The 20,448-nt window shown below is 60.4% G+C and carries 12 protein-coding genes; 4 read left to right on the top strand and 8 right to left on the bottom strand.

Features of this window, described 5'->3' with window-relative positions; all coding sequences use genetic code 11:
- The 7 genes from GN111_RS20135 to gltB form a co-directional block, all read right to left on the bottom strand.
- On the bottom strand, positions 1–990 hold the full coding sequence (locus GN111_RS20135) for a threonine ammonia-lyase (protein WP_155305471.1): 990 nt from the start codon (positions 988–990) through the stop codon (positions 1–3).
- A 160-nt stretch (positions 991–1,150) separates the two neighbouring features.
- Complete coding sequence (locus GN111_RS20130; RefSeq protein ID WP_155305470.1) at positions 1,151–1,537, bottom strand: DUF2784 domain-containing protein; 387 nt, start codon at positions 1,535–1,537, stop codon at positions 1,151–1,153.
- Between the two features lie 6 nt (positions 1,538–1,543).
- Positions 1,544–2,416 carry a PAS domain-containing protein gene (locus GN111_RS20125; RefSeq protein ID WP_155305469.1) on the bottom strand — a complete coding sequence of 291 codons (873 nt, stop codon included), beginning with the start codon at positions 2,414–2,416 and terminating at the stop codon, positions 1,544–1,546.
- 206 nt (positions 2,417–2,622) lie between these two features.
- On the bottom strand, positions 2,623–3,924 hold the full coding sequence (locus GN111_RS20120) for a DUF362 domain-containing protein (protein WP_155305468.1): 1,302 nt from the start codon (positions 3,922–3,924) through the stop codon (positions 2,623–2,625).
- Positions 3,925–4,032: 108 nt separating this feature from the next.
- Positions 4,033–5,271, bottom strand: a complete 1,239-nt coding sequence (gene lysA / locus GN111_RS20115; RefSeq protein ID WP_155305467.1) for a diaminopimelate decarboxylase — start codon at positions 5,269–5,271, stop codon at positions 4,033–4,035.
- A gap of 166 nt (positions 5,272–5,437) precedes the next feature.
- Positions 5,438–6,898, bottom strand: coding sequence for a glutamate synthase subunit beta (locus tag GN111_RS20110; protein WP_155305466.1), 1,461 nt, complete (start codon positions 6,896–6,898; stop codon positions 5,438–5,440).
- A gap of 17 nt (positions 6,899–6,915) precedes the next feature.
- A complete protein-coding gene (gltB, locus tag GN111_RS20105; RefSeq protein WP_155305465.1) occupies positions 6,916–11,445 on the bottom strand; it encodes a glutamate synthase large subunit in 4,530 nt (1,509 codons plus the stop codon).
- 369 nt (positions 11,446–11,814) lie between these two features.
- On the opposite strand from gltB, the gene ptsP reads away from it, so the two are divergent.
- The 4 genes from ptsP (at position 11,815) to gabD (ending at position 18,904) form a co-directional block, all read left to right on the top strand.
- The gene (gene ptsP, locus GN111_RS20100) at positions 11,815–14,073 is read left to right on the top strand and encodes a phosphoenolpyruvate--protein phosphotransferase (RefSeq protein ID WP_170302380.1); all 2,259 of its coding nucleotides are present in this window, start codon (positions 11,815–11,817) and stop codon (positions 14,071–14,073) included.
- Between the two features lie 140 nt (positions 14,074–14,213).
- Positions 14,214–16,637, top strand: coding sequence for a mechanosensitive ion channel domain-containing protein (locus GN111_RS33675; RefSeq protein ID WP_197740391.1), 2,424 nt, complete (start codon positions 14,214–14,216; stop codon positions 16,635–16,637).
- Between the two features lie 47 nt (positions 16,638–16,684).
- Complete coding sequence (nfsA, locus tag GN111_RS20090; RefSeq protein ID WP_155305463.1) at positions 16,685–17,422, top strand: oxygen-insensitive NADPH nitroreductase; 738 nt, start codon at positions 16,685–16,687, stop codon at positions 17,420–17,422.
- A gap of 21 nt (positions 17,423–17,443) precedes the next feature.
- Positions 17,444–18,904, top strand: coding sequence for an NADP-dependent succinate-semialdehyde dehydrogenase (gabD, locus tag GN111_RS20085; protein WP_170302379.1), 1,461 nt, complete (start codon positions 17,444–17,446; stop codon positions 18,902–18,904).
- Between the two features lie 201 nt (positions 18,905–19,105).
- Here the strand turns inward: gabD and GN111_RS20080 are convergent, their stop codons facing one another.
- Positions 19,106–19,768: a methyltransferase gene (locus GN111_RS20080; protein ID WP_155305462.1), complete on the bottom strand. Its 663-nt coding sequence runs from the start codon at positions 19,766–19,768 to the stop codon at positions 19,106–19,108.
- Positions 19,769–20,448: the final 680 nt, after the last annotated feature.

Here is a 20,448-nt window from a genome sequence, read left to right as displayed (position 1 = left end):
TTAACAGGCTCCATCCAGCAAGCACTGCAGCGACATGGCCTGTTGCAGCTCAGTACCCGACGCGTTGCCGCCGCTCATCTGGATGGCAACGGTTTTTCCCGCCAGTCGATTCCGGATCTTGAATGCTGCCCGCAGACAGGCCGACCCGGCCCCTTCCGTGAGGTTGCGCGTGTGGTAAGAGGCCAGGGCGATGCCTTCGTATAGTTCCGCCTCGGTCAGCAGAACAAAATCCGCCAGGGCGTCCTTGTACAGGGCAAACGGAATCTCATAGGCGACGCCGGTGGCCACGCCGCCGGCAAAGGTGGTGTTGGAGTCGGACACGATCTTGCCCGCCTTCCAGGATCGATAGGCCGCCGGGGAGGCCTCGGCCTGAACGGCGATGATTTCCACTTCCGGTCGGATTCCTTTAAGTACGGTGATGGCTGCCGCCACCTCGCTGCCCGCCCCGATGGGCACGATCATTACGTCCAGGTTCGGCAGATGTTCCAGAATTTCGAAAAATTCGGTTCCCACCCCGTTGATCAGGTGGGGTTCATTGGCTGGATGCACGAAATAAAGCCCCCGTTCTTCCACGAGTTGCGCCACTTTCTGGCCGGCCGCTTCAAAATCTTCACCATGTTCGATCAATTCGGCGCCGGCATCTTTGATGGCCTGCACTTTCAACGGGTTTGATCCCTTGGGAACCACGACAACAGCTTTCAACCCGGCCATGCGTGCGCTGGTGGCCACCGATGTACCATGGTTGCCCGTGGAATAGGTGATCACTCCGGAGGTCTCGCTCGTTGCCAAGTGGTGCATGAGATTGATTCCGCCGCGAATTTTGAATGTGCCCGTGGGATTGTGGTTTTCGTGTTTGACGAATACCGTTGCGCCGATGTGACGGTCCAGGCTCGGATATCGCCGCAGGGGTGTCGGCGACAGGTGCGGCCGGATGATCTGCCGGGCGGCCATAACTTTGGAAAGCGAAATTTGTTGGCTGTGATTGCTCATGAAAGGATTCCTCTTTGGATAACAGACCGGTTTTCAGCGAGTTGGTCGTTTTTAACGTGGACGGGCTGAAAAAAACAGATACAGACAAATAAAAAACATTCCATAACAGTTAGGAGTGCGGGAGGGTGCAACCCCCCCTATGGATCCAATCATTCGGCCGCTATCTGTTTGAGGCCCTCTTTTTGCGTTGTTGTTGAACCATCAGCACCCGGCCATACACGAGCAGATTCATTCCGAGAACAAAGACGCCAAGTCCGATCTGCATGTTTCGCGTCAATCCCGCCGGATAGACCAGCGGCATGATGTAGTGATCGACAAAACCCCCGCTGTATCCGGCTTCCCCGGCCAGTCTCCGCAGGCGATACTCCAAAGGCGTCAACGGGCACAGCCACCCGACCCATTCGATCATCACGCCCCACAAAACGCAGGGAAGATGCACCAGAGCGATTTTGCGCCACCGCAGTGCAAGAAAACCGCCCAGGACGACGAACAAAATGAACGCCAGATGAACCAGCACCACGAAGTTGGCTGCCAGGATAGCGATCATGGCGATTCAGCGAATGATTTTTTCAGTTGTGGACGCTTTGTTGAGATCGATGATTTTGGTATTGCCGGCATAGTCTTTGGTCTCATAGCGGGTGACGCCCTGGAGCTTGTCGGTAATGTCGCGCATGCGTTCGATCTGGGTGGTGAGCTTGTCGATATAGGGTCGGGCTTCGTGGCCGTCCAGCTTCATGGCCATCAGCTCCGTGTAGCCGGAAATGGCCTGCAGGGGTTGGTTCAATTCGTGGCAGACGGCGCCGGCGGTTTCCAGCACGCCTTCCAGCTTTTCCTTCTGGATGCGGTGCCGGGCGGCCCGGTTTTTTTCGGTCAGATCCGCAAGCACGGCCACGCTACCGTCTACCTGTCCCTCACGGTCCAGGACCGGCGCCAGACTGAACAGAAAATCGCGGCGCTGACCGTCGGCACACTGCACCGGAGCCTCGAAGGTGTGGAAATCGGCTTTTTCGAGCATGATGTGTTCTTCGCGCTGGTACACGGCGGCCAGATCGGCCGGCATGGCGTCGGTCAGCTCCTGGGGGCGTTTGCCGATGATGCGATCGCGGGTGAGGCCCAACACCTGCTTGGCGAACACCTTGTTGCAGCCCTGGTATACGCCTTGAGAATCCTTGTAATAGATGGGATTGGGAATGGTGTTCAACAGGGTGTCCATCAGTTGGAGGAAACCGCGCAGTTTTTCTTCGGTCTGTTCCCAATGGGTTAGGCTTTCCGTATGGGTTTCCTGCTGCTGATGGGTTTTGTGGTGGGCTTCCAGCAGGGAGCGTTTGAGCTTTCGAATCTTGCGATTCTGAAGGCGCAAAAGATGCAATCCCCAGCCGGCGGCCAGCAGGAAAACAGCGATTGCGATCCAGAGAAAAACGGTCATGAACGGGCTTCCCTTTTTGGGTGAGATCAATGCTCGAGCGGCCGGATCGGAGAGATGCGCGGGGGAAATGCGGATTCAAATCCGCTTGCAGTTTGAAATGGACGGTCTACTGCTGCCGAGCAGGTATTGAATTGAAACGAACTCCGGATTGGACATAGCACCCGCAATCGGGGCTGTCAATTTGCCCGATTGCCCCTATCCGTCGATCACCATGCGTGCCGGTCCGGCAACAGCCGATTTTTAAGAATGCAAAGGCCCTTGGCCGCGGTGTGATAGAGAAACAGGCCCGCATCCCGATGGTCCAGCATGGGGTTGGGCATATTGAAAATTCGGGGAATCTTTAGGAACAGATCGCGGGCGCCCATGGGGCATCCTTTGATGTGGTGGACCTTGGCGGCCGTCAGCTGGCCCTCTACCCGCGTGCAGTCGCCGATCAGCACCACGGGGCCGTCGGGCATGATCACGTCGCCCTTGTAGATCCCCGTTACCAGAGCCCCTTTACGGGCCGATTTCAAGGCGCCGGGGGTACGCTTTTCGATGGTGCCCAAACAGCCCTTGATCGCACATTCGCACCCTCCGTCGCAGATGGTGTCGGTTCCCGGCGCCGTGCCGGCGTAAAACTGCATGGGCGTGTCCAGTTCGTCCAAAAACTGGAACAGACGCGTCTGGCCCTTGGGCACTTGGCGCAGCTCATCGATGGTGACATCTCCGCCGATGTCGTAATCTTCCAGATCCAGGGTCCCGTATCCGCGATCCGCGGCGATTTGCAAATGCTTGATTCCATGGGGGGCGTAGCCCATGATCGTGGCGGCCACCGCATCGGCGGCCAGGGGGTGGTCGGCAATCAGCAGCAGACCCAGCCGCACCGGATAGGGGGCGGATTCGAACCCATAGGTGATGTCGATGGCATCGGAAACCACCAGCCCCGGAAACCCCGGCTCCAGCATGTCCACGATTTTATCGTGGAGCCGATAATCGTGAAAGAGCATGCGCTCCTTGTGGGACAGAATACCGATGTTGAGTTTGAGGGCCTGGGTGATGGAGGTCACGATATGGTACTTGAGCTTGGGCATCCATACCTTGAAATCGGCGTTGTGGATATACCGGGACAGCAGCATTTTTTTGTGCCAGACTCCCTTTGCCAGGCTGACGGTATCCATGGGGTGTTCGTTGAGATCCACCAGGCGAACGCCTATTTTTTTGGCCATCTGCGTAAACCCGGACTCCCGGAAAAACAGGCGCGACGGAATACCGAATCCGCCGGATTCCCCGATACAGATGTCTTCGACCGGCTTGCCGCCCAAAACGCGAACCATGGCCTCGACGACGGCCGGATGGGTGAAGGAGTTGTGGATATAGCGCCGGTTGGCCGTAACGATGTTGGGTTTGACGAAAACCTTGCCCCGGATGTCCAGGTTCAACTCCTCGATGGAGGTTCGGATGATGTCGGCGATACGGTCCACGTCGTAGGATTCACAGCGATGAAGGATCACTTTGGGGCGAGGCATGGCGTCTCCTGTTCAACGGTGAGCGAAATATGGCGCAACAATCTACAGGTCTTCGGGGATTTTGGCAAGATGCGGTACTCGGAGCATGGGAAACGGGCGCAGGTGCGCTTAGCCCTCCAGAGCCACCAGGTCCCCATAGGTCTCCCGCCTGCGGGCCAGGGTAATCTGCTCGGCGTCCACGATCACCTCTGCGGCGCGGGGGCGTGCGTTGTATTGGGAAGACATGGCAAAGCCGTAGGCTCCGGCTGAGAATATCGCCAGCAGCTCTCCGGAAGCCACCTCGGGCAGCAGGCGGTCCTGGGCCAGAAAATCGGAGCTTTCGCAGATGGGGCCCACCACATCAACCTTTAGTTTTTTCCGCTTTTTGGGCGCCACTTCGCCGATGTGGTGGTAGGCGCCATACAATGAGGGGCGAACCAGGTCGTTCATGGCGGCATCCACGATGATAAAATTCTTGGCGCGCGTTTTCTTGGTGTAAAGGACCTTTGTGACGAGAATGCCGGCATTGCCTGCAATGGCGCGGCCCGGCTCCAGAATAACGGTCAGGCCTCTTTCGCGCACCGCTTCGGCCACGACGCGGCCCAAGTCTGCCGGCTGGGGCGGCGTCTCCTCGTCGTAGGTGATGCCCAACCCGCCGCCCAAGTCCAGGTAGCGGATGTCGATGCCCGAGGTTTTCAACCGGTCGATAAAGGCCAGCAGTTTTTCCAGGGTTTCCACAAACGGATCGATCTGCGTGAGCTGGGAGCCGATGTGGCAGTCCATGCCTATGGGCGAGACCGCGGGCAGCTTTTTGGCCATCAGGTAGGCCCCGGTGGCCTCCAGCATGTCCAGGCCGAACTTGTTTTTTTTCAGCCCAGTGGAGATGTAGGGATGGGTTTTGGGGTCCACGTCGGGGTTGATGCGCAGACTGATGCGGGCCACGGCGCCCATTTCCGTCGCGATCTGGCTGATGCGCTCCAGTTCCGCCACGGACTCGACGTTGAACATGAGAATGTTCGCCGCCAGGGCTTCGCGAATCTCGTGGTCCTGCTTGCCCACCCCCGAGTAAACGATCTTGGCAGGGGGAATGCCGGCCATGATGGCCCGGAACAGCTCTCCGCCGGAAACGATGTCCACACCGGAACCCATACTGCCCAGTAGTCGCAAAATATGGATGTTGCCGTTGGCTTTGACCGAGAAGCAGGTCAGGTGGTCCAGTCCGGCCAGTGCTTCGTCGAAGACGTTGACATGGCGCCTTAAGGTCCTGGCGGAATAAACATACAACGGGGTGCCGAATTGCCTGGCCAGATCACTCACGCGGATCTCTTCGGCCCACAGTTCGTTTTCGCGGTAGTCGAAATAATCCATGGCGATCGCCTTTCGATGGTGGGTGCCGCCGGTGGTTTGCCCTTCGGTTCGTTCCGGTTAAAGGAGAAACGGCGTTTGCAGGGCTTTAATCCACGCTAAGCTGATCGCCAAATGTTGTCAAGCAGTCAGTGATCGGTCACGTCAGAGGGGATTGAGGCCGTCTGGATCAGGCCCTGGGAAGATCGCAGCAGGCCTTGGCCGGCAGGTCGCTGTGGCCCATAAGAAATCGATCCACGTTTCGGGCCGCCTCCCGACCTTCGGAAATGGCCCACACCACCAGGGACTGTCCCCGGCGGGCATCGCCGGCGGCAAAAACGCCGGGGCGCGAGGTCATGTGATTGTCTTCGGTGCGGATGTTGCCCCGGTCGTCCAGGGCCAGATCCAACTGGGCCACGATGGTGTCCGCTTCCGGACCGGCGAACCCCAGGGCCAGCAATACCAGATCCGCCGGCCAGCGCCGCTGCGTTCCATCTATCTCCTCGAACCGCACCGGACGGCCGTTTTCCTCGATCCAGCGCACTTCTAACGTCTCCAGGGCGACGACCCTGCCCCGATCGCCGATGAATTGTCTGGTGAGGATATTCCAGTGGCGCTGGCCACCCTCCTCGTGGCTGCTGCTGGTGCGCAGGCGCACGGGCCAGTACGGCCATGGCTGGGCATCGGGGCGGTCTTCGGGAGGCTGGGGCAGCAGCTCGAAATTGACCACCGATGACGCCTCCTGGCGGTGGCAGGTACCGATGCAGTCGCTTCCCGTGTCCCCGCCGCCGATGACGATCGCCTTTTTTCCTTTGGCACTGATGTCCAGCGACCGGGCTTCGCCGGACAGGACCCGGTTCTGGCCGGTGAGAAACTCCATGGCGTTGTGGATGCCGGCCAGGTCGCGGCCGGGCAGGGGCAGATCGCGAGGGCGGGTGGAACCGCAGCAGAGCACCAATGCGTCGTAATCTGCGTACAGATCATCGGCGCTGATATCCACGCCGGCCTGAAGACCGTTTTGAAATTGGATGCCTTCGGCTTCCATGAGCGCGATGCGCCGGTCCACCACGGTCTTTTCCAGCTTGAAGTCGGGAATGCCGTAGCGCAGCAGCCCGCCGGGACGGGCATCCCGTTCGATGACAGTGACCGTGTGGCCGGCCCGATTGAGCTGGCCGGCGCAGGCCAGGCCGGCCGGCCCCGAGCCGATCACGGCCACGCGCTTGCCTGTGCGCCGGGTCGGCGGTTGGGGCTGGACCCAGCCCTGGTCAAAGGCGTGTTCGATGATGGTTTTTTCGATCTGTTCGATGGTCACCGCCGGAGCATCGATGGCCAAAACGCAGGCCTCCTCGCAGGGAGCCGGGCAGAGGCGACCGGTGAATTCGGGAAAGTTGTTGGTGGACAAAAGCAGCGTCAGGGCGGCTTTCCAGCGGTCCCGGTAAACCTCGTCGTTCCAGTCCGGGATGCGGTTGCCCAAAGGGCAGCCGGCGTGGCAGGTGGGCACGCCGCAGTCCATGCAGCGGGCCGCCTGGTCGCGCAGGGCTGATTCGGAAAAAGGCCGGTAAATTTCCTTGAAATCCCCGACACGCTCTTCCACTGTTCGTCGTTCGGGCAGTTGCCGGTCGTATTCCTTGAATCCGGTCGGTTTTCCCATGGCCGCTATTTCCTTTCTCAGCTCTTGTCCGGCTCAGCGCTCGTCCGGGCCAGGGCCCGCTTGTATTCGATGGGCATCACCTTGACGAACGCCGCACCTAAAGCGTTCCGGTTTTCCAGAAGGCGCCGGGCCACGTCGCTGCCGGTCATTTTCAGATGGGCTTCAAGGTAACGGGCCACGTCTTCGGCATCGGCGGTGTATAGGGCCTCTAATTCAACCGCGTCCCGGTTACAGCCGAACTGCCGGAACCAGCCGTTTTCGTCGTCCAGCACATAGGCGATGCCGCCGCTCATGCCGGCGGCGAAATTGCGTCCCGTGGGGCCCAGGACCACCACCCGGCCACCGGTCATATACTCACAGCCGTGGTCGCCCACGCCTTCCACCACAGCCACGGCGCCGCTGTTGCGCACGGCGAAGCGTTCGCCGGCCCGGCCGCAAATGAAGGTCCGGCCGGAAGTGGCCCCGTACAGGGCCACGTTGCCGATAATGATGTTTTCCTCGGCGATGAAAGAGGACCGTGCAGGCGGTCGAATGGAGAGCACAGCCCCGGAGAGCCCCTTGCCGAAGTAGTCGTTGGCATCCCCGCGCACGTGCACGCTGATACCGGCGGCACCGAAAGCCATGAAGCTCTGGCCGGCGCTGCCGGCGGCGTTGATCACGATGGAGTCGTCAGGCAGACCCATTTGTCCGTGGCGCCGGGCCACCTCGTAGCTGAGCCGGGTACCCAGGGTGCGCCGCACATTGGAAATGGCCAAATCGATGGTCACCGGGGTTTTGTGCTCCAGGGCCGGCGCGGCCCGGGCGATCAGGTCGGCGTCAGGCGGGTCGTCCCCGGCCTGCATCAGCCCCTTGGGGATGCACAGGCGCTGGATGTGGGGCGGGACGGCAGGCCGGTGCAGCACGGGGCCGAGATCCAGGCCGGCGCTTTTCCAATGGCCGTCGGACGCGGCGATGCGCAGCCGGTCCACCCGGCCGCTCATTTCGTCGATGCTGCGAAATCCCAGCCGGGCCATGATGGCGCGCAGGTCTTCGGCAATAAACCGCATCAGCCGGACCAGGTGTTCGGGCTTGCCGGTGAATTTCTTTCGCAGCTCGGGGTCCTGGGTGGCGATGCCCACCGGGCAGGTGTTCAGATGGCACACCCGCATCATGACGCAGCCCAGGGCCACCAGGGAAATGGTGCCGAACCCGAATTCCTGGGCGCCCAGCAGGCAAGCCACGGCGATGTCGTGGGCGGTTTTCAACTGGCCGTCGCATTCGAGCACCACCCGGTCTCGCAGGCCGTTTTGGATCAGGGTCTGCTGGGTTTCGGAAAGGCCCAGTTCCCAGGGCAGGCCCCCGTAACGGATGGCGGTTAAAGGGGCCGCGCCGGTGCCGCCTGACTCGCCGCTGATCAGGATGACGTCGGCGCCGGCTTTGGCCACCCCGGCGGCCACCGTGCCCACGCCCACCTCGGAGACCAGTTTGACGTTGATGCGCGCCCGGGGGTTGGCGCATTTGAGGTCATAGATCAGCTGAGCCAGGTCTTCGATGGAGTAAATGTCGTGGTGGGGCGGCGGCGAGATCAGGCCCACCCATGGTGTGCTGTGGCGGGTCTTGGCGATCCAGGGATAGACCTTTTCGCCGGGCAGCTGGCCCCCCTCGCCCGGCTTGGCTCCCTGGGCCATCTTGATCTGCAGCTCCCCGGCGCTGGCCAGGTAGGCGATGGTAACACCGAAGCGGCCCGAGGCGATCTGCTTGATGGCGCTGTTGCGCCAGTTGCCGTTGGGATCGCGGGTGAAGCGGTCGGCGTCCTCACCGCCCTCGCCGCTGTTGCTTCGTCCGCCGATGCGGTTCATGGCGATGGCCTGGGTCTCGTGGGCCTCTTTGCTGATGGAGCCGTAGGACATGGCGCCGGTTTTGAAGCGCTTGACGATCTCGGTCCAGGGTTCCACTGCTTCCAGGGGCAGGGGCGTGTCGGTGTCGGTGAATTCGAAGCGGCCACGGATCAGCCCTTCCTCCCGGTTGAGGCCTTGCACCGCCCGGCAATAGCGCTGCCAGGCATCGGCGTCATCCCGGCGCACGGCCTGTTGAATCAAGGGGATGGTCTCCGGGTTGTATTGGTGGACCTCGCCGCCCCGGCGCCACTTGTAGCGGCCCCCGACTGCAAGCAGCGGGTTGTCCGTTGGCCTGTCGGCAGGTGCGCAACGGGCTGCAATTTCCCTGGCCAGGGTATCCATGTTCGCACCGCCGATGCGCGACACGGTGTCGCCGAACCAGCGCCGGGTCACCGACGGGTCGAGGCCGACGCATTCGAAGATCTGGGCGCCGTGGTAGCTTTGCAGGGTGGAGATCCCCATTTTGGACAGGACCTTGAGGATGCCCTTGTCGATGGCCGCAAAGTAAAGCGATTGGGCCGTGGCCGCGTCGATGCCGTCCAGGCGGTTGTCGTGGGCCAGGTCGGCGATGGTGTCCAGTGCCAGCCAGGGCACCACGGCCCCGGCCCCATAGCCCAGCAGGCAGCAGATATGGTGGATTTCGCGGGCTTCGCCGGTTTCCACGATCAGGCCGCAGCGGGCGCGCATGCCGACGGCGATGAGGTGATGGTGGACGGCGGCGGTGGCCAGCAGGGCCGGCATGGGGGCCTGTCCTTCGGGAATCTCCCGGTCGGACAGTACCAGCAGGCGGGCACCGGCTTCCACCTGGCGGACGGCGTAGCGACACAGGGACTCCAGGGCCTGGATCAGCCCGAGGCCGCTTTCGTCCAATGGCCAGCAGATGTTCAAATCGGCGGCGCGCAGCTCGCCATGGCCGCTGGCACGGATGGCGCTGAGCTGGGCCGGCGTGAGCATGGGGTGGTCCAGAATCAACTGGCGGCAGTGCAGGGGCGTTTCTTCGAACAGGTTGTGTTCTCGTCCGATGGTGGCCGACAGGGCCGTGACCAGTTTTTCCCGAATGGCGTCCAGAGGCGGGTTGGTCACCTGGGCAAACAACTGGCGGAAATAGTCGTACAGCAAACGGGGTCGGCTGGAAAGAATTGCCAGGGGGATGTCGTCGCCCATGGACCCGGTGGGTTCGACGCCCTTAGCGGCCATGGGGCCCAGGACGATTTTGAGGTCTTCATCCGTGTAGCCGAAGCGGTGCTGTTCGCGCTGCAGCGCTTCCCCTTGGACAGCCGCAGGCGGGTCCGCCGGCGCCAGGTCGGACAGGTGCACCTGGTTGTCTTTCAACCAGCGGCCATAGGGTTTTCTGGCGGCCATGGCAGCTTTGATTTCGTCGTCGTGGACGATGCGGCCCTGGTCCAGATCCACCAGGAACATGCGTCCGGGCTCCAGGCGCCCCTTGAAGGCCACGTTGGCCGGGTCCACCGGCAGCACACCGGTTTCCGAGGCCATGATGACCCGGTCGTCGCGGGTGACCGTGTAGCGGCTGGGGCGCAGGCCGTTGCGGTCCAGCACGGCGCCCACCTGGCGTCCGTCGGTGAAGGCGATGGCCGCCGGGCCGTCCCAGGGCTCCATCAGGCAGGCATGATAGGCGTAAAAATCTTTTTTGGCCGGACTCATGGTCTCGTGGTGCTGCCAGGCTTCGGGAATCAGCATCATCATGCACTGGGCCAGGGGGCGGCCGGTGTGCAGGAGCAGTTCCAGGGCGTTGTCCAGGATGGCCGAATCGCTGGCCCCCGGGGTGGCGACCGGGAAGAGTTCGGCCATGTGGCCGCCGAATCCATCGGAACGAAACAAAGGCTCCCTGGCCCGCATCCAGTTCACGTTGCCCCGCACGGTATTGATTTCGCCGTTGTGGCACAGGTAGCGGAAAGGCTGGGCAAGGTCCCAAGAGGGAAAGGTATTGGTGCTGTATCGCTGATGCACCAGAGCCAGGGCACTGGCCATGGTCGGATCGGCCAGGTCCGGGTAGAAAGCGGTCATCTGATCCGCCAGCAGCATGCCTTTATACACCAGGGTGCGCGAAGACAGGCTGGCGATGTGAAACAGTTCAGCATCGGCCGATAATGCCTGGCGGCGGACCCGGTTTTCCGCGGACCGTCGGGCCAGGTAAAGCCGGCGTTCGAAGCCGTCGGCGTCGCCTCTGCCCACCAGGACCATCCGGATGACCGGCATCACCCGCCGGGCCAGATCGCCGCATGCCTCCGGGTTGACGGGTACCGACCGCCACCCCAAAAAGGTGAGCCCGTGGTCCTGGACGGACTGGGCCACCATGGACTCAACCGCCTCGCGGCTGGCCTTGTCGGTGGGCAGAAACACCAGCCCGGCGGCATACTTTCCTTCGGCCGGCAGGTGAATGCCTGCCTCCCTGGCGGCCGATTCAAGAAAGATATGGGGCATCTGCAAGAGGATGCCGGCCCCATCGCCGGTGGTTTCGTCGCAGCCGCATGCGCCCCGGTGGGTCAGGTTCACCAGGATCTGCAGGGCGTCACGAACCAGATCGTGGGTGCGACGGTTTCGCAGGTCGCAAATCATACCTACGCCGCAGGCGTCGTGTTCGAACATCGGGTGGTAGAGGCCTCCGGGGGACGGGCCGCCAACGGTGGGGTTGCCGCTTGAGGTCATGGTCGCTGCCTTATTTTTTCTTGTCCGAATGTAAATCGTGTGGGGAGTTAATTTGCAAGGTACATACCGGTTATTATTCATACCGGTGTATTTGACAAGTTCCGGTCTGCCGCCGCGACGCGCTATGGATCCAACGGCGTCATTGCTTCACGCGAGGAGAGCCAATTAAAGACAAAAATGTTATAAAACAGATTTTGTATCTACGTTTTTGTAGTGTCGCCTGTAATCCGGCCGGTGGCTAAACCCAATCGACAGGCCCGGACTGGCACCGGTACAATAGATGCATTATAATCCGTGTTTGCTTAGATGCGGTCGAGTTATTTGCGCACCCGACCAGGATCCCCCGACCATGAAAGGCCTACAAGCGACATGACCGGCAACCGACAAGATCTGTTGAACATGCTTTGCGACCTGAGCGATCTTTCCGCATTGGTCACCGGCAGCGAAAATATCGAAAATTTCCTGCAACGAACGGTTGCCCTGGTTTCCGGTCATCTGCGAACGCCGGTGTGCTCGATTTACCTCTACGACGAGACGGCCGACGAGCTGGTTCTCAAGGCGACCGTGGGGCTGAACCCTCAGTCGGTGGACCGGGTGCGCATGAGCTCCGGCCAGGGTCTGGTGGGCACGGTAATGGCCACCCGCCAGCCAGTGTGCGAAGGACACGCCAGCCAAAATCCGAATTTTCGCTATTTTCCCGAAACAGACGAACTGCCCTACGAATCCTTCCTAGCGGTTCCCATTCAAAAAGGAGTGGTGAAGGTAGGCGTGCTGGTGGTCCAGCACACCCAGCCGGATTACTTTCAAACCAGCGACATCATGGCCCTGAAAGCCACCGGCGGCCAACTGGCGGCGGTGTTGGAAAACGCCCGCCTGCTTATGGATCTGCAGCGCGTATGCGGCATACCCGAAAAACCGATGTGCAACCTGGGCTTTATCAAGGGACAGAGCGCTTCGGCCGGTTTCGCTTTTGCACAGGTGGCCATCTGGGGACGGAGCCATGGGCGTCTGGTGGCCGAAACCGAAGCCGCCGAAAAGGGAACCCTGAAGGACTTTCTACGGGCGGTCGAAACGACCGGTGCGCAGCTCAATGCGCTTCAGCAGCGCTGCGCCAGGAAACTGCCGGAGAGCGCGGCCCTGATTTTCGCCGCCCATTTCATGATGCTCAAGGACCCCAAATTTATCGGCCGCATGAAGGAGCGGATCGAAACGGGCGAATCGGCCACCCGGGCGGTGCGGGACGTGGCCCGCCATTACCTGGATTTTTTCGCCGACAGCCCCCATCCTTACATCCGGGAAAAGGTCAATGATATCGAAGATCTGTCCGGCCGCCTGCTTAACAACCTGGAGATGCCTGCATCGGATGGCCAGGGAGAAATTGGCGGCAAGGTGGTGGTGGCCAGCGAGATTTATCCGTCCGAATTGCTGAAGCTGGCGGCCGAATCGGTGGCGGGAATCGTGCTGGCCAACGGCGGGGTGACCTCCCATGCGTCCATCATCGCCCGGTCCCTGAAAATTCCCATGGTGGTGGTCCAGTGCCCCGAACTGCTGCACCTTCCGGAAACGACCCCGGTGCTGGTGGACGGCGATGTGGGCAACGTATACGTGGAGCCGTCGGCGGAAATCGTCGCCCGTTTCGAGGAGCGCGACCGGGCCAAAGAGGAAGTGGCCGCCCAGCCCGGACCCGTCACTACGGGCACCGCGACCACCGAAGACGGCACCCGGATCGAGCTGCTGGCCAACATCAACCTGCTGGCCGAGCTGCCATTGGCCAAAAAGATGGGGGCGGCGGGCATCGGCCTTTACCGCACGGAATTTCCCTTTCTCGTACGGCCCTCCTTTCCGTCGGAAACCGAACAGTTTCTGGTGTATCGTCAGGTGGTGGAGGCCATGGAAGGCCGGCCGGTGGTCTTTCGCACCCTGGATATCGGCGGCGAAAAAACCCTGGCCTACACCGATACCGCCATGGAGCCCAACCCGGAGCTGGGACTGCGGTCTATCCGTTTTACCCTGGCCTACCGCGATATTTTCGAACAACAGGTCCGTGCGATTCTGCGGGCCGCAGCCGGTAGCCGGCATTTGGGCATCATGTTTCCCTTGATCGCTTCCCTGGACGATTTTTTGCAGGCACGGCAGGTGGTTACCGATTGTCTGGAACGACTTGCCGCCGATGGCCTGGAGCACCATGACCATCCGGATATCGGGATGATGGTGGAACTGCCGGCAGTGGTGGAAACCATGGCCGAGTTTGCCGCCGAAGCCGATTTTTTTGCCATTGGCAGCAACGACTTTGTCCAGTACATGCTGGGGGTCGATCGCAGCAACAAACGGGTGGCCGACTACTACCGCCCCGAACACCCCTCGGTGCTGCGGGCCTTGCGGCGGGTGGTGAAAATTGCCGGTGAGCATGACAAGCCGATCAGCATCTGCGGCGAGATGGGCCACGACCCGGCCATGATTCCCTTTCTTTTAGGCATCGGTATCCGGCGGCTGAGCATCGATCCGCAGTTCATGCCCGCCGTCCATCGGCGCATCTCCGTATTGACCATCGACGCCTGCCGCGAACAGGCCCGCGAATTGACGGCCGCGGGAAGCCTCCGGGCGGTAAAAGCGATTTTGGAGCCCTGATCGCTTCTGCTGCGATTCCCGTTTTTGAGGCGGACATTGATTCGTTTACCCCTAATAGTATAACATACGCCTTGCGGTTTGCGAAGGCACGCCCTCGAGCCATTGTTGCTGTTTCGTTTTAAACGACCAGGATTGAACCCATGCTTTTCCCCCGTTTCGCACCATTGCGTTCGCTGTTTTTATGGTTTTCCATCGGTTTTTTGCTTTTAAGCCTTTCGCTTCCGGCGGTTTGCGCCGAAGCCCAGGCTCCGCCGGCCGAAGAAGAACAAACGGCCCCCCCGCCCAGTCTGGCCGATGTGGTCCGCCGGGCCGGCTCCCTGGAACAGCGGCTGACCTCCCTGAAAACCAAAATCGACACGGTAGACGGGCTGACCGTGCTGAAACAGCGTCTGGAGAAAGCCAGAACCCGGGTCGATGACTTCGAAACCCGCCTGGCTGCCGTCGATGCCGAGGGGCTGCAAAGTTACCAGCAGCTTGCAATCCTTAAAGGGGATGTTCGCGCCGAAGCCGAATCGGTGGAGCAAGCCGTGGATGAGCAGACAGCGGCCATCCGGCAGATAGAGGCGTGGCGTCGGCAATGGATGGAAGAAAAGACGCAATGGCAAACGTGGCGGGAAGCCCTGCAGCAGGACCTGGCGTTGGACAGTGTGGCCGAGGCCTTCCGCCGGGCCAGGATGAACATCGACCAGGCGGAGTCGCTTATCGCCAAAAAGCTGGGCCCCATGCTGGCCGTTCAGCAGCAGGCCGGCGACATCCAGGCGCGCATCGACAGCCTGTTGGAGCGGATCGATGCCATGGTGGCGCAGCGGCGCGGCAACAATCTTCGCAGCGACACGCCGACCATCGTATCCATTGATTACCTCCGGCAGTTGATCGATCTGGTCCACGAACCGAAAAAATTGATTCGATCCCCGCCGCTGCCGGTAGTGGATTTTTACACCGAAAAGGGGTGGGTGATCGGGATGCAGGCGTTGGTTTTCGTCGTCATCCTGAGTCTGCTGCGGCGCCATCGGTCGATGCTGCTGGGCCGCGTCGGCCGGCGTTTTTTGGCCAAACGGCTCGTTTCCGTGGCCCTGCTGGTTCCCATTTTTACGCTGAGCTTTCTTTACGGTTCGCCGCCGGCCCTCTGGAGCATGCTGATCCGGGCAGTGGCCGGTGTGGCCACGGCCCGGCTGTTAACGCATTTCACGGGAGAGGCCTGGATCAAGCGGGCCGTCTATATTCTGGTTGCGGTGATGGTCGTTTTCCAGTTGTTGACGATTCTGGACGTACCCCTGGCCCTGGTACGGCTTTTTATTCTGGTGACTACCGTGGCCGGCACGATCTATTATGGCTGGCGCGCCCGTAAAGCCAGGGCCACCGCTTCACCAGCCTGGCATGTTTGGGTGCTGCGGTTGGTGACCCTGGCCTTCGCGGCGATCACGGTTGCCGATATGATCGGATTGGGTGGATTTTCAGCACAGCTTATGGACAGCGCCCTGCGCACGGCCATGCTGCTGATCATGGGGTGGGCCATGATCCGGCTGACCCGGACACTGCTGGAACTGGGCGCCGAATGGATGCCCATGGGCGGATTCTCTTTTCTGCGCAGTAATTCCAACGCGATCCTTGCCCGGATCATCCGGATCGCCAACGGGCTGATCCTCTTTTTCGTGGCCGCCAATCTGCTGGTGGCCTGGAATCTCTATGCTCTTCCGGTGGACGCCATTCACGATATCCTGGCTTTCGGTTTCACCGTGGGCGGCAAGCGGATCACCATCGGCCTGGTCCTGGTAGCCGGAATTATCCTTTACGGTGCTTTTGTCTCTTCCTGGATCCTTCAGAGCATTCTCATGGAAAACGTGCTCAACCGCAGACAGATGGACAGCGGCGCGCGGATCTCCGTCACCCGCCTGGTGCACTATGCCATGGTGCTGGTGGGCTTTCTCATCGCCCTTTCGACCATGGGCTTCGAGCTGAAGAATATCACCATTATCGGCGGCGCCCTGGGTGTCGGCATCGGCTTCGGCATGCAGGCCATCGTCAACAATTTCGTTTCCGGCCTGATCCTGCTGTTCGAACGGCCCATCAAGGTGGGCGACGTGATCCAGTTGGGTGACGGCCAGCAGGGGCGGGTCACCAACCTGGGGCTGCGGGCGACCACCGTGCAGACCTTCGACAAAGCCGAGGTTGTGGTGCCCAACGGTGATCTCATCGCCAGCCAGGTAACCAACTGGACGTTGGGAGACCGGAACATGCGCCTGATCATCCCCGTGGGTGTGGCCTACGGCTCCGACGTGGAGGCGGTCATGCGCGTACTGATGGCGGTGGCTGAAGAAAATGACCGGGTGCTTAAAGATCCCAAGCCCATGGTGCTGTTCCTCAACTTCGGCGACAGCTCCCTGGATTTTCAACTGCGAGTCTGGATCGCCGATTTCAATGATCGTCGCATTATCCAGAGCGCCCTGATTCGAGACATCGACCGGCGGTTTCGTGAAGAAGGCATCGAGATCCCCTTTCCCCAGCGGGATCTGCATCTGCGCAGCGTTGATAGTAGCGCAGCCGGGGAGTTGAAAGGAGGCTGACCGGAACAGTTAAAAGGCTGCAAACCGAAAATGAAAGACAACCGCTTATGAACGCAACCATTGATCTGATGAAGGCCCACCGCTCGATCCGCAAGTTCAGCGACCGGGAGGTGGACGAGAAAACCCTCAAGGCCATCGTCGCCGCGGCCCAGTGCGCCGCCACCTCGCATTTCGTTCAAGCCTACACGGTCATCCGTGTGGGGGACCGGGAAAAACGGAAAGCCATTGCCGATCTGGCCGGTCCCCAGGTGTGGGTCGAGCAGGCTCCGGTCTTCCTGGTGTTCTGCGCCGACCTCAACCGCCTGGAAAGCGCCTGCCGACTGCACGACACGACGATGGAAAAGGGTTGGGCCGAACAGTTCGTCACCGCCACGGTGGACACGGCCCTGTTGGCCCAGAACGTCCTGCTGGCCGCCGAATCCGAAGGCTTGGGCGGGGTCTTCATCGGCGGCATCCGCAACGATCCACAGACGGTGTGTGACTTGCTGAAGATTCCGGACCAAGTTTATCCGGTCTTCGGCATGTGCCTGGGTTACCCGGCCCATGATCCGCCTCCGAAGCCCCGGCTGCCCGTCGAGGCGGTGCTGTTCGACGACCGCTATCCGCAAGAGCACGATTTGGCCATGCTCGACGAATACGACCGCGTCACCAACTATTACTACCTGAACCGCAACAGCAATCTGCGGGACGAAACCTGGACAGCCCAGATGGCTGATTTCATGGGCAAGGTGATTCGGCCGCATATGAAGGAATTTCTGGAAAAGAAGGGATTCTTTCTGAAATAAAAAACATACCCGGAGGCCAAAATGATCTCAATCAAAGATACCGAACTGCTGAGAAGTCAGGCCTGGATCGATGGACAATGGGTGGATTCCCGATCCGGCGACACCATCACCGTAACCAATCCGGCCGACGGCAGCACCGTGGGCAGCGTACCCTCCCTGTCGGCCGAGGAGTCTCGTGAGGCCATCGCCGCGGCCGACAAGGCCTTTGCCCAGTGGCGCAGCCGGACCGCCAAGGAGCGTTCGACAAGCCTGATGAAGTGGTACGACCTGATGATGGCCCACCAGGAGGACCTGGCGGTAATTCTCACCTCTGAACAAGGCAAACCCCTGGCCGAAGCCAAAGGAGAAATCGCCTATGGGGCCGCCTTCGTTCAGTGGTTTGCCGAGGAGGCCAAAAGGATTTACGGAGACACCATTCCGTCTGCCTCCAGCGACCAGCGCATCCTGGTGATCCGCCAGCCGGTGGGTGTGTGCGCGGCCGTGACCCCGTGGAATTTCCCGGCGGCCATGATCACCCGCAAGGCGGCGCCGGCCCTGGCCGCCGGCTGCACCATGGTCGTCAAACCGGCCAGTCAGACGCCGTTGACCGCCCTGGCCCTGGCTGAACTGGCCCGCCGGGCGGAGATTCCCGCCGGCGTCCTCAATGTGGTCACCGGATCGGCCGCCGTCATCGGCAAGGAACTCACATCCAGCTCCACGGTGAGAAAACTCAGCTTCACCGGCTCCACCGAGGTGGGGCGCCAGCTCATGGCCGAATGTGCCGGTACGGTCAAGAAGGTCTCCCTGGAACTGGGCGGCAACGCGCCGTTCATCGTTTTCGATGATGCCGACCTGGATAAGGCCGTGCAGGGAGCCATGATCTCCAAATACCGCAATTCCGGCCAGACCTGCGTCTGCGCCAACCGGCTTTTCGTCCAGTCGGGCGTCTACGATGAATTCTCGAATCGGCTGGTGGCTGAAGTCGAAAAGCTGAAGGTGGGCAGCGGCCTGGAGGCCGGTGTGCAGCAGGGTCCCCTCATCGACCGGGTGGCCCTGGAAAAAGTCGCCCACCACATCGACGACGCCCTGTCCCGCGGGGCGAGCCTGCTCAGCGGCGGCAAGCCCCACGCCTTGGGCGGCACCTTTTTCCAGCCCACCGTCCTGGCCAACGTGACCGCCGACATGAGCGTGGCCGTGGACGAGACCTTCGGGCCGGTGGCGCCACTGATCCGTTTCGAAGACGAAAAGGACGTGGTCCGAATGGCCAACGACACCCAATACGGCCTGGCGGCCTACTTTTACGCCCGGGACGTGGGGCGCATCTTCCGGGTGGCCGAATCCCTGGAGTACGGCATGGTGGGCATCAACACCGGCCTGATTTCCACTGAAGTGGCGCCTTTCGGCGGTGTCAAGCAGTCGGGCATCGGACGTGAGGGATCGCGTTACGGAATGGACGAGTATGTGGAAATGAAGTATTTGTGTCTTGCGGGAATTGACTATTGATGCCGCGGATGCCGATCACAATTCCTTTGAAGGTCTCCTGACGAAGGTCTTGCATTGGAAACTCTGAAGGGTTGCTTCTCATCATCTATAGCTGGCTTTCATTGATCCATTGTTAAACCTCTATAACCTTTTGATCAGTCGAACATTTATTAGAAAACAGGGCTCCTGGCGTGATGTCAACGGGAAACCGCTCAAAAGTTGCTATCTGATATTTGGCTGCCCCATGAGCAGCCGATTTTTCGGCGTGATGGATTCGGGGATCATCCGGGTAAACACCTTGTAGTTGGCGTTTCGCAATCGCGCCGCACGAGTGGCGTCGATGGCCAAGGGACCCTCCATCCATCCTTCGAGGCCGCCGGTATCGCATCGCTCCAGATCGTGGCAGCAGGGCAGAACAGCCACGCGGGCACGAGCCGAAACCGCCCGCTCCAAAACAAGATCGGTCAACGCTCCGCAGGCGTGCACCGAAACCACCAGGTCGGTAGAAAGCAGCGGGACGGATGTGATATCCTGTTCCTGGTAATGGATGCGATGGTTCAAGCGCGGCCAGGTTTTGCACAATTCTGCCGATAGGTGCGGGACATTTTTAGGAATGTCGGCATCCACGGCAAAGGCCTCGGGGGAGGTGTTGTCAAGCAGGAGCAGGATATGCGCCAGCAGGCCGTGGCCGCAGGCCAGATCCACTATCCGTCCGCCGCGGAATTTCCTTCTCACCCGCCGGGCGACCTCCCACGCCTCATACAACTCCTTGGCCGGCAGTGTGCCGGCCCGGCAAACTGCCCTGGCGATGCGGTCGAACAGACTGTTGCCGGGGTAGTTTTCCAACTGCTTTTCGGTTAGGCGGCTTTTTGAAGATGGATTCATACGATGGTGGTTTCGTAAAAGGGAGGTGTTTGTGTTACCCTGCATGCTCGATGGTTTCGTAAAAAGTCGGAAGTTCCAAGTCGGCGTCATTCCGGCGTATGCCGGAATCGAGTCATTTCAATGCCTTCTGGATGCCGGATCAAGCCCGGCATGACGAGCCTGGGACTTTTTACGAGACTGTCATGCTTCATCCATTTGGAAATCGAGGATAGCAAGAAACTTCAGCGTCATCTACCCATTTCCAAATATACCTGTACGGTTTCCTATGAAACTTCAGCAACCCACACCTCGCTCCCATGCTCCGTGTGGGAGCGCCAGTTCGCATGGGAACCAGACAATGGACAAGCGCGATTATCTGGTTCTGGATGGACACGGCCTACCCGATTTTTTCACTCCAATTTCAAACAAAATTGTTGTATAGACCGACAAAACCGAAAGATCTGTTCCGACGTTTTTGCGTTTTTACCGCCGCGACCGATCCGAATCATTCAAAACTGATTTAATCCCAGGCGCTTAACGACAATTCAGGGCTTCTTCGATACCCTGGCAACACGATTGCAAAGGTTACCTAGTGCCCGGCCAGAAATAGGAAAATTTGTTCGAGATCGAGGCGCACGAAAAATTTTACCGCAGACATATGTTGATATTTCGAGGAAAAAATTTTTCGCGCAACAAAGATA

This window comes from Desulfosarcina widdelii (genome assembly GCF_009688965.1).
Classification (GTDB): domain Bacteria; phylum Desulfobacterota; class Desulfobacteria; order Desulfobacterales; family Desulfosarcinaceae; genus Desulfosarcina; species Desulfosarcina widdelii.
The sequence above is the reverse complement of the archived record's forward strand: the minus strand, read 5'-3'. Positions and strand labels throughout refer to the sequence as shown.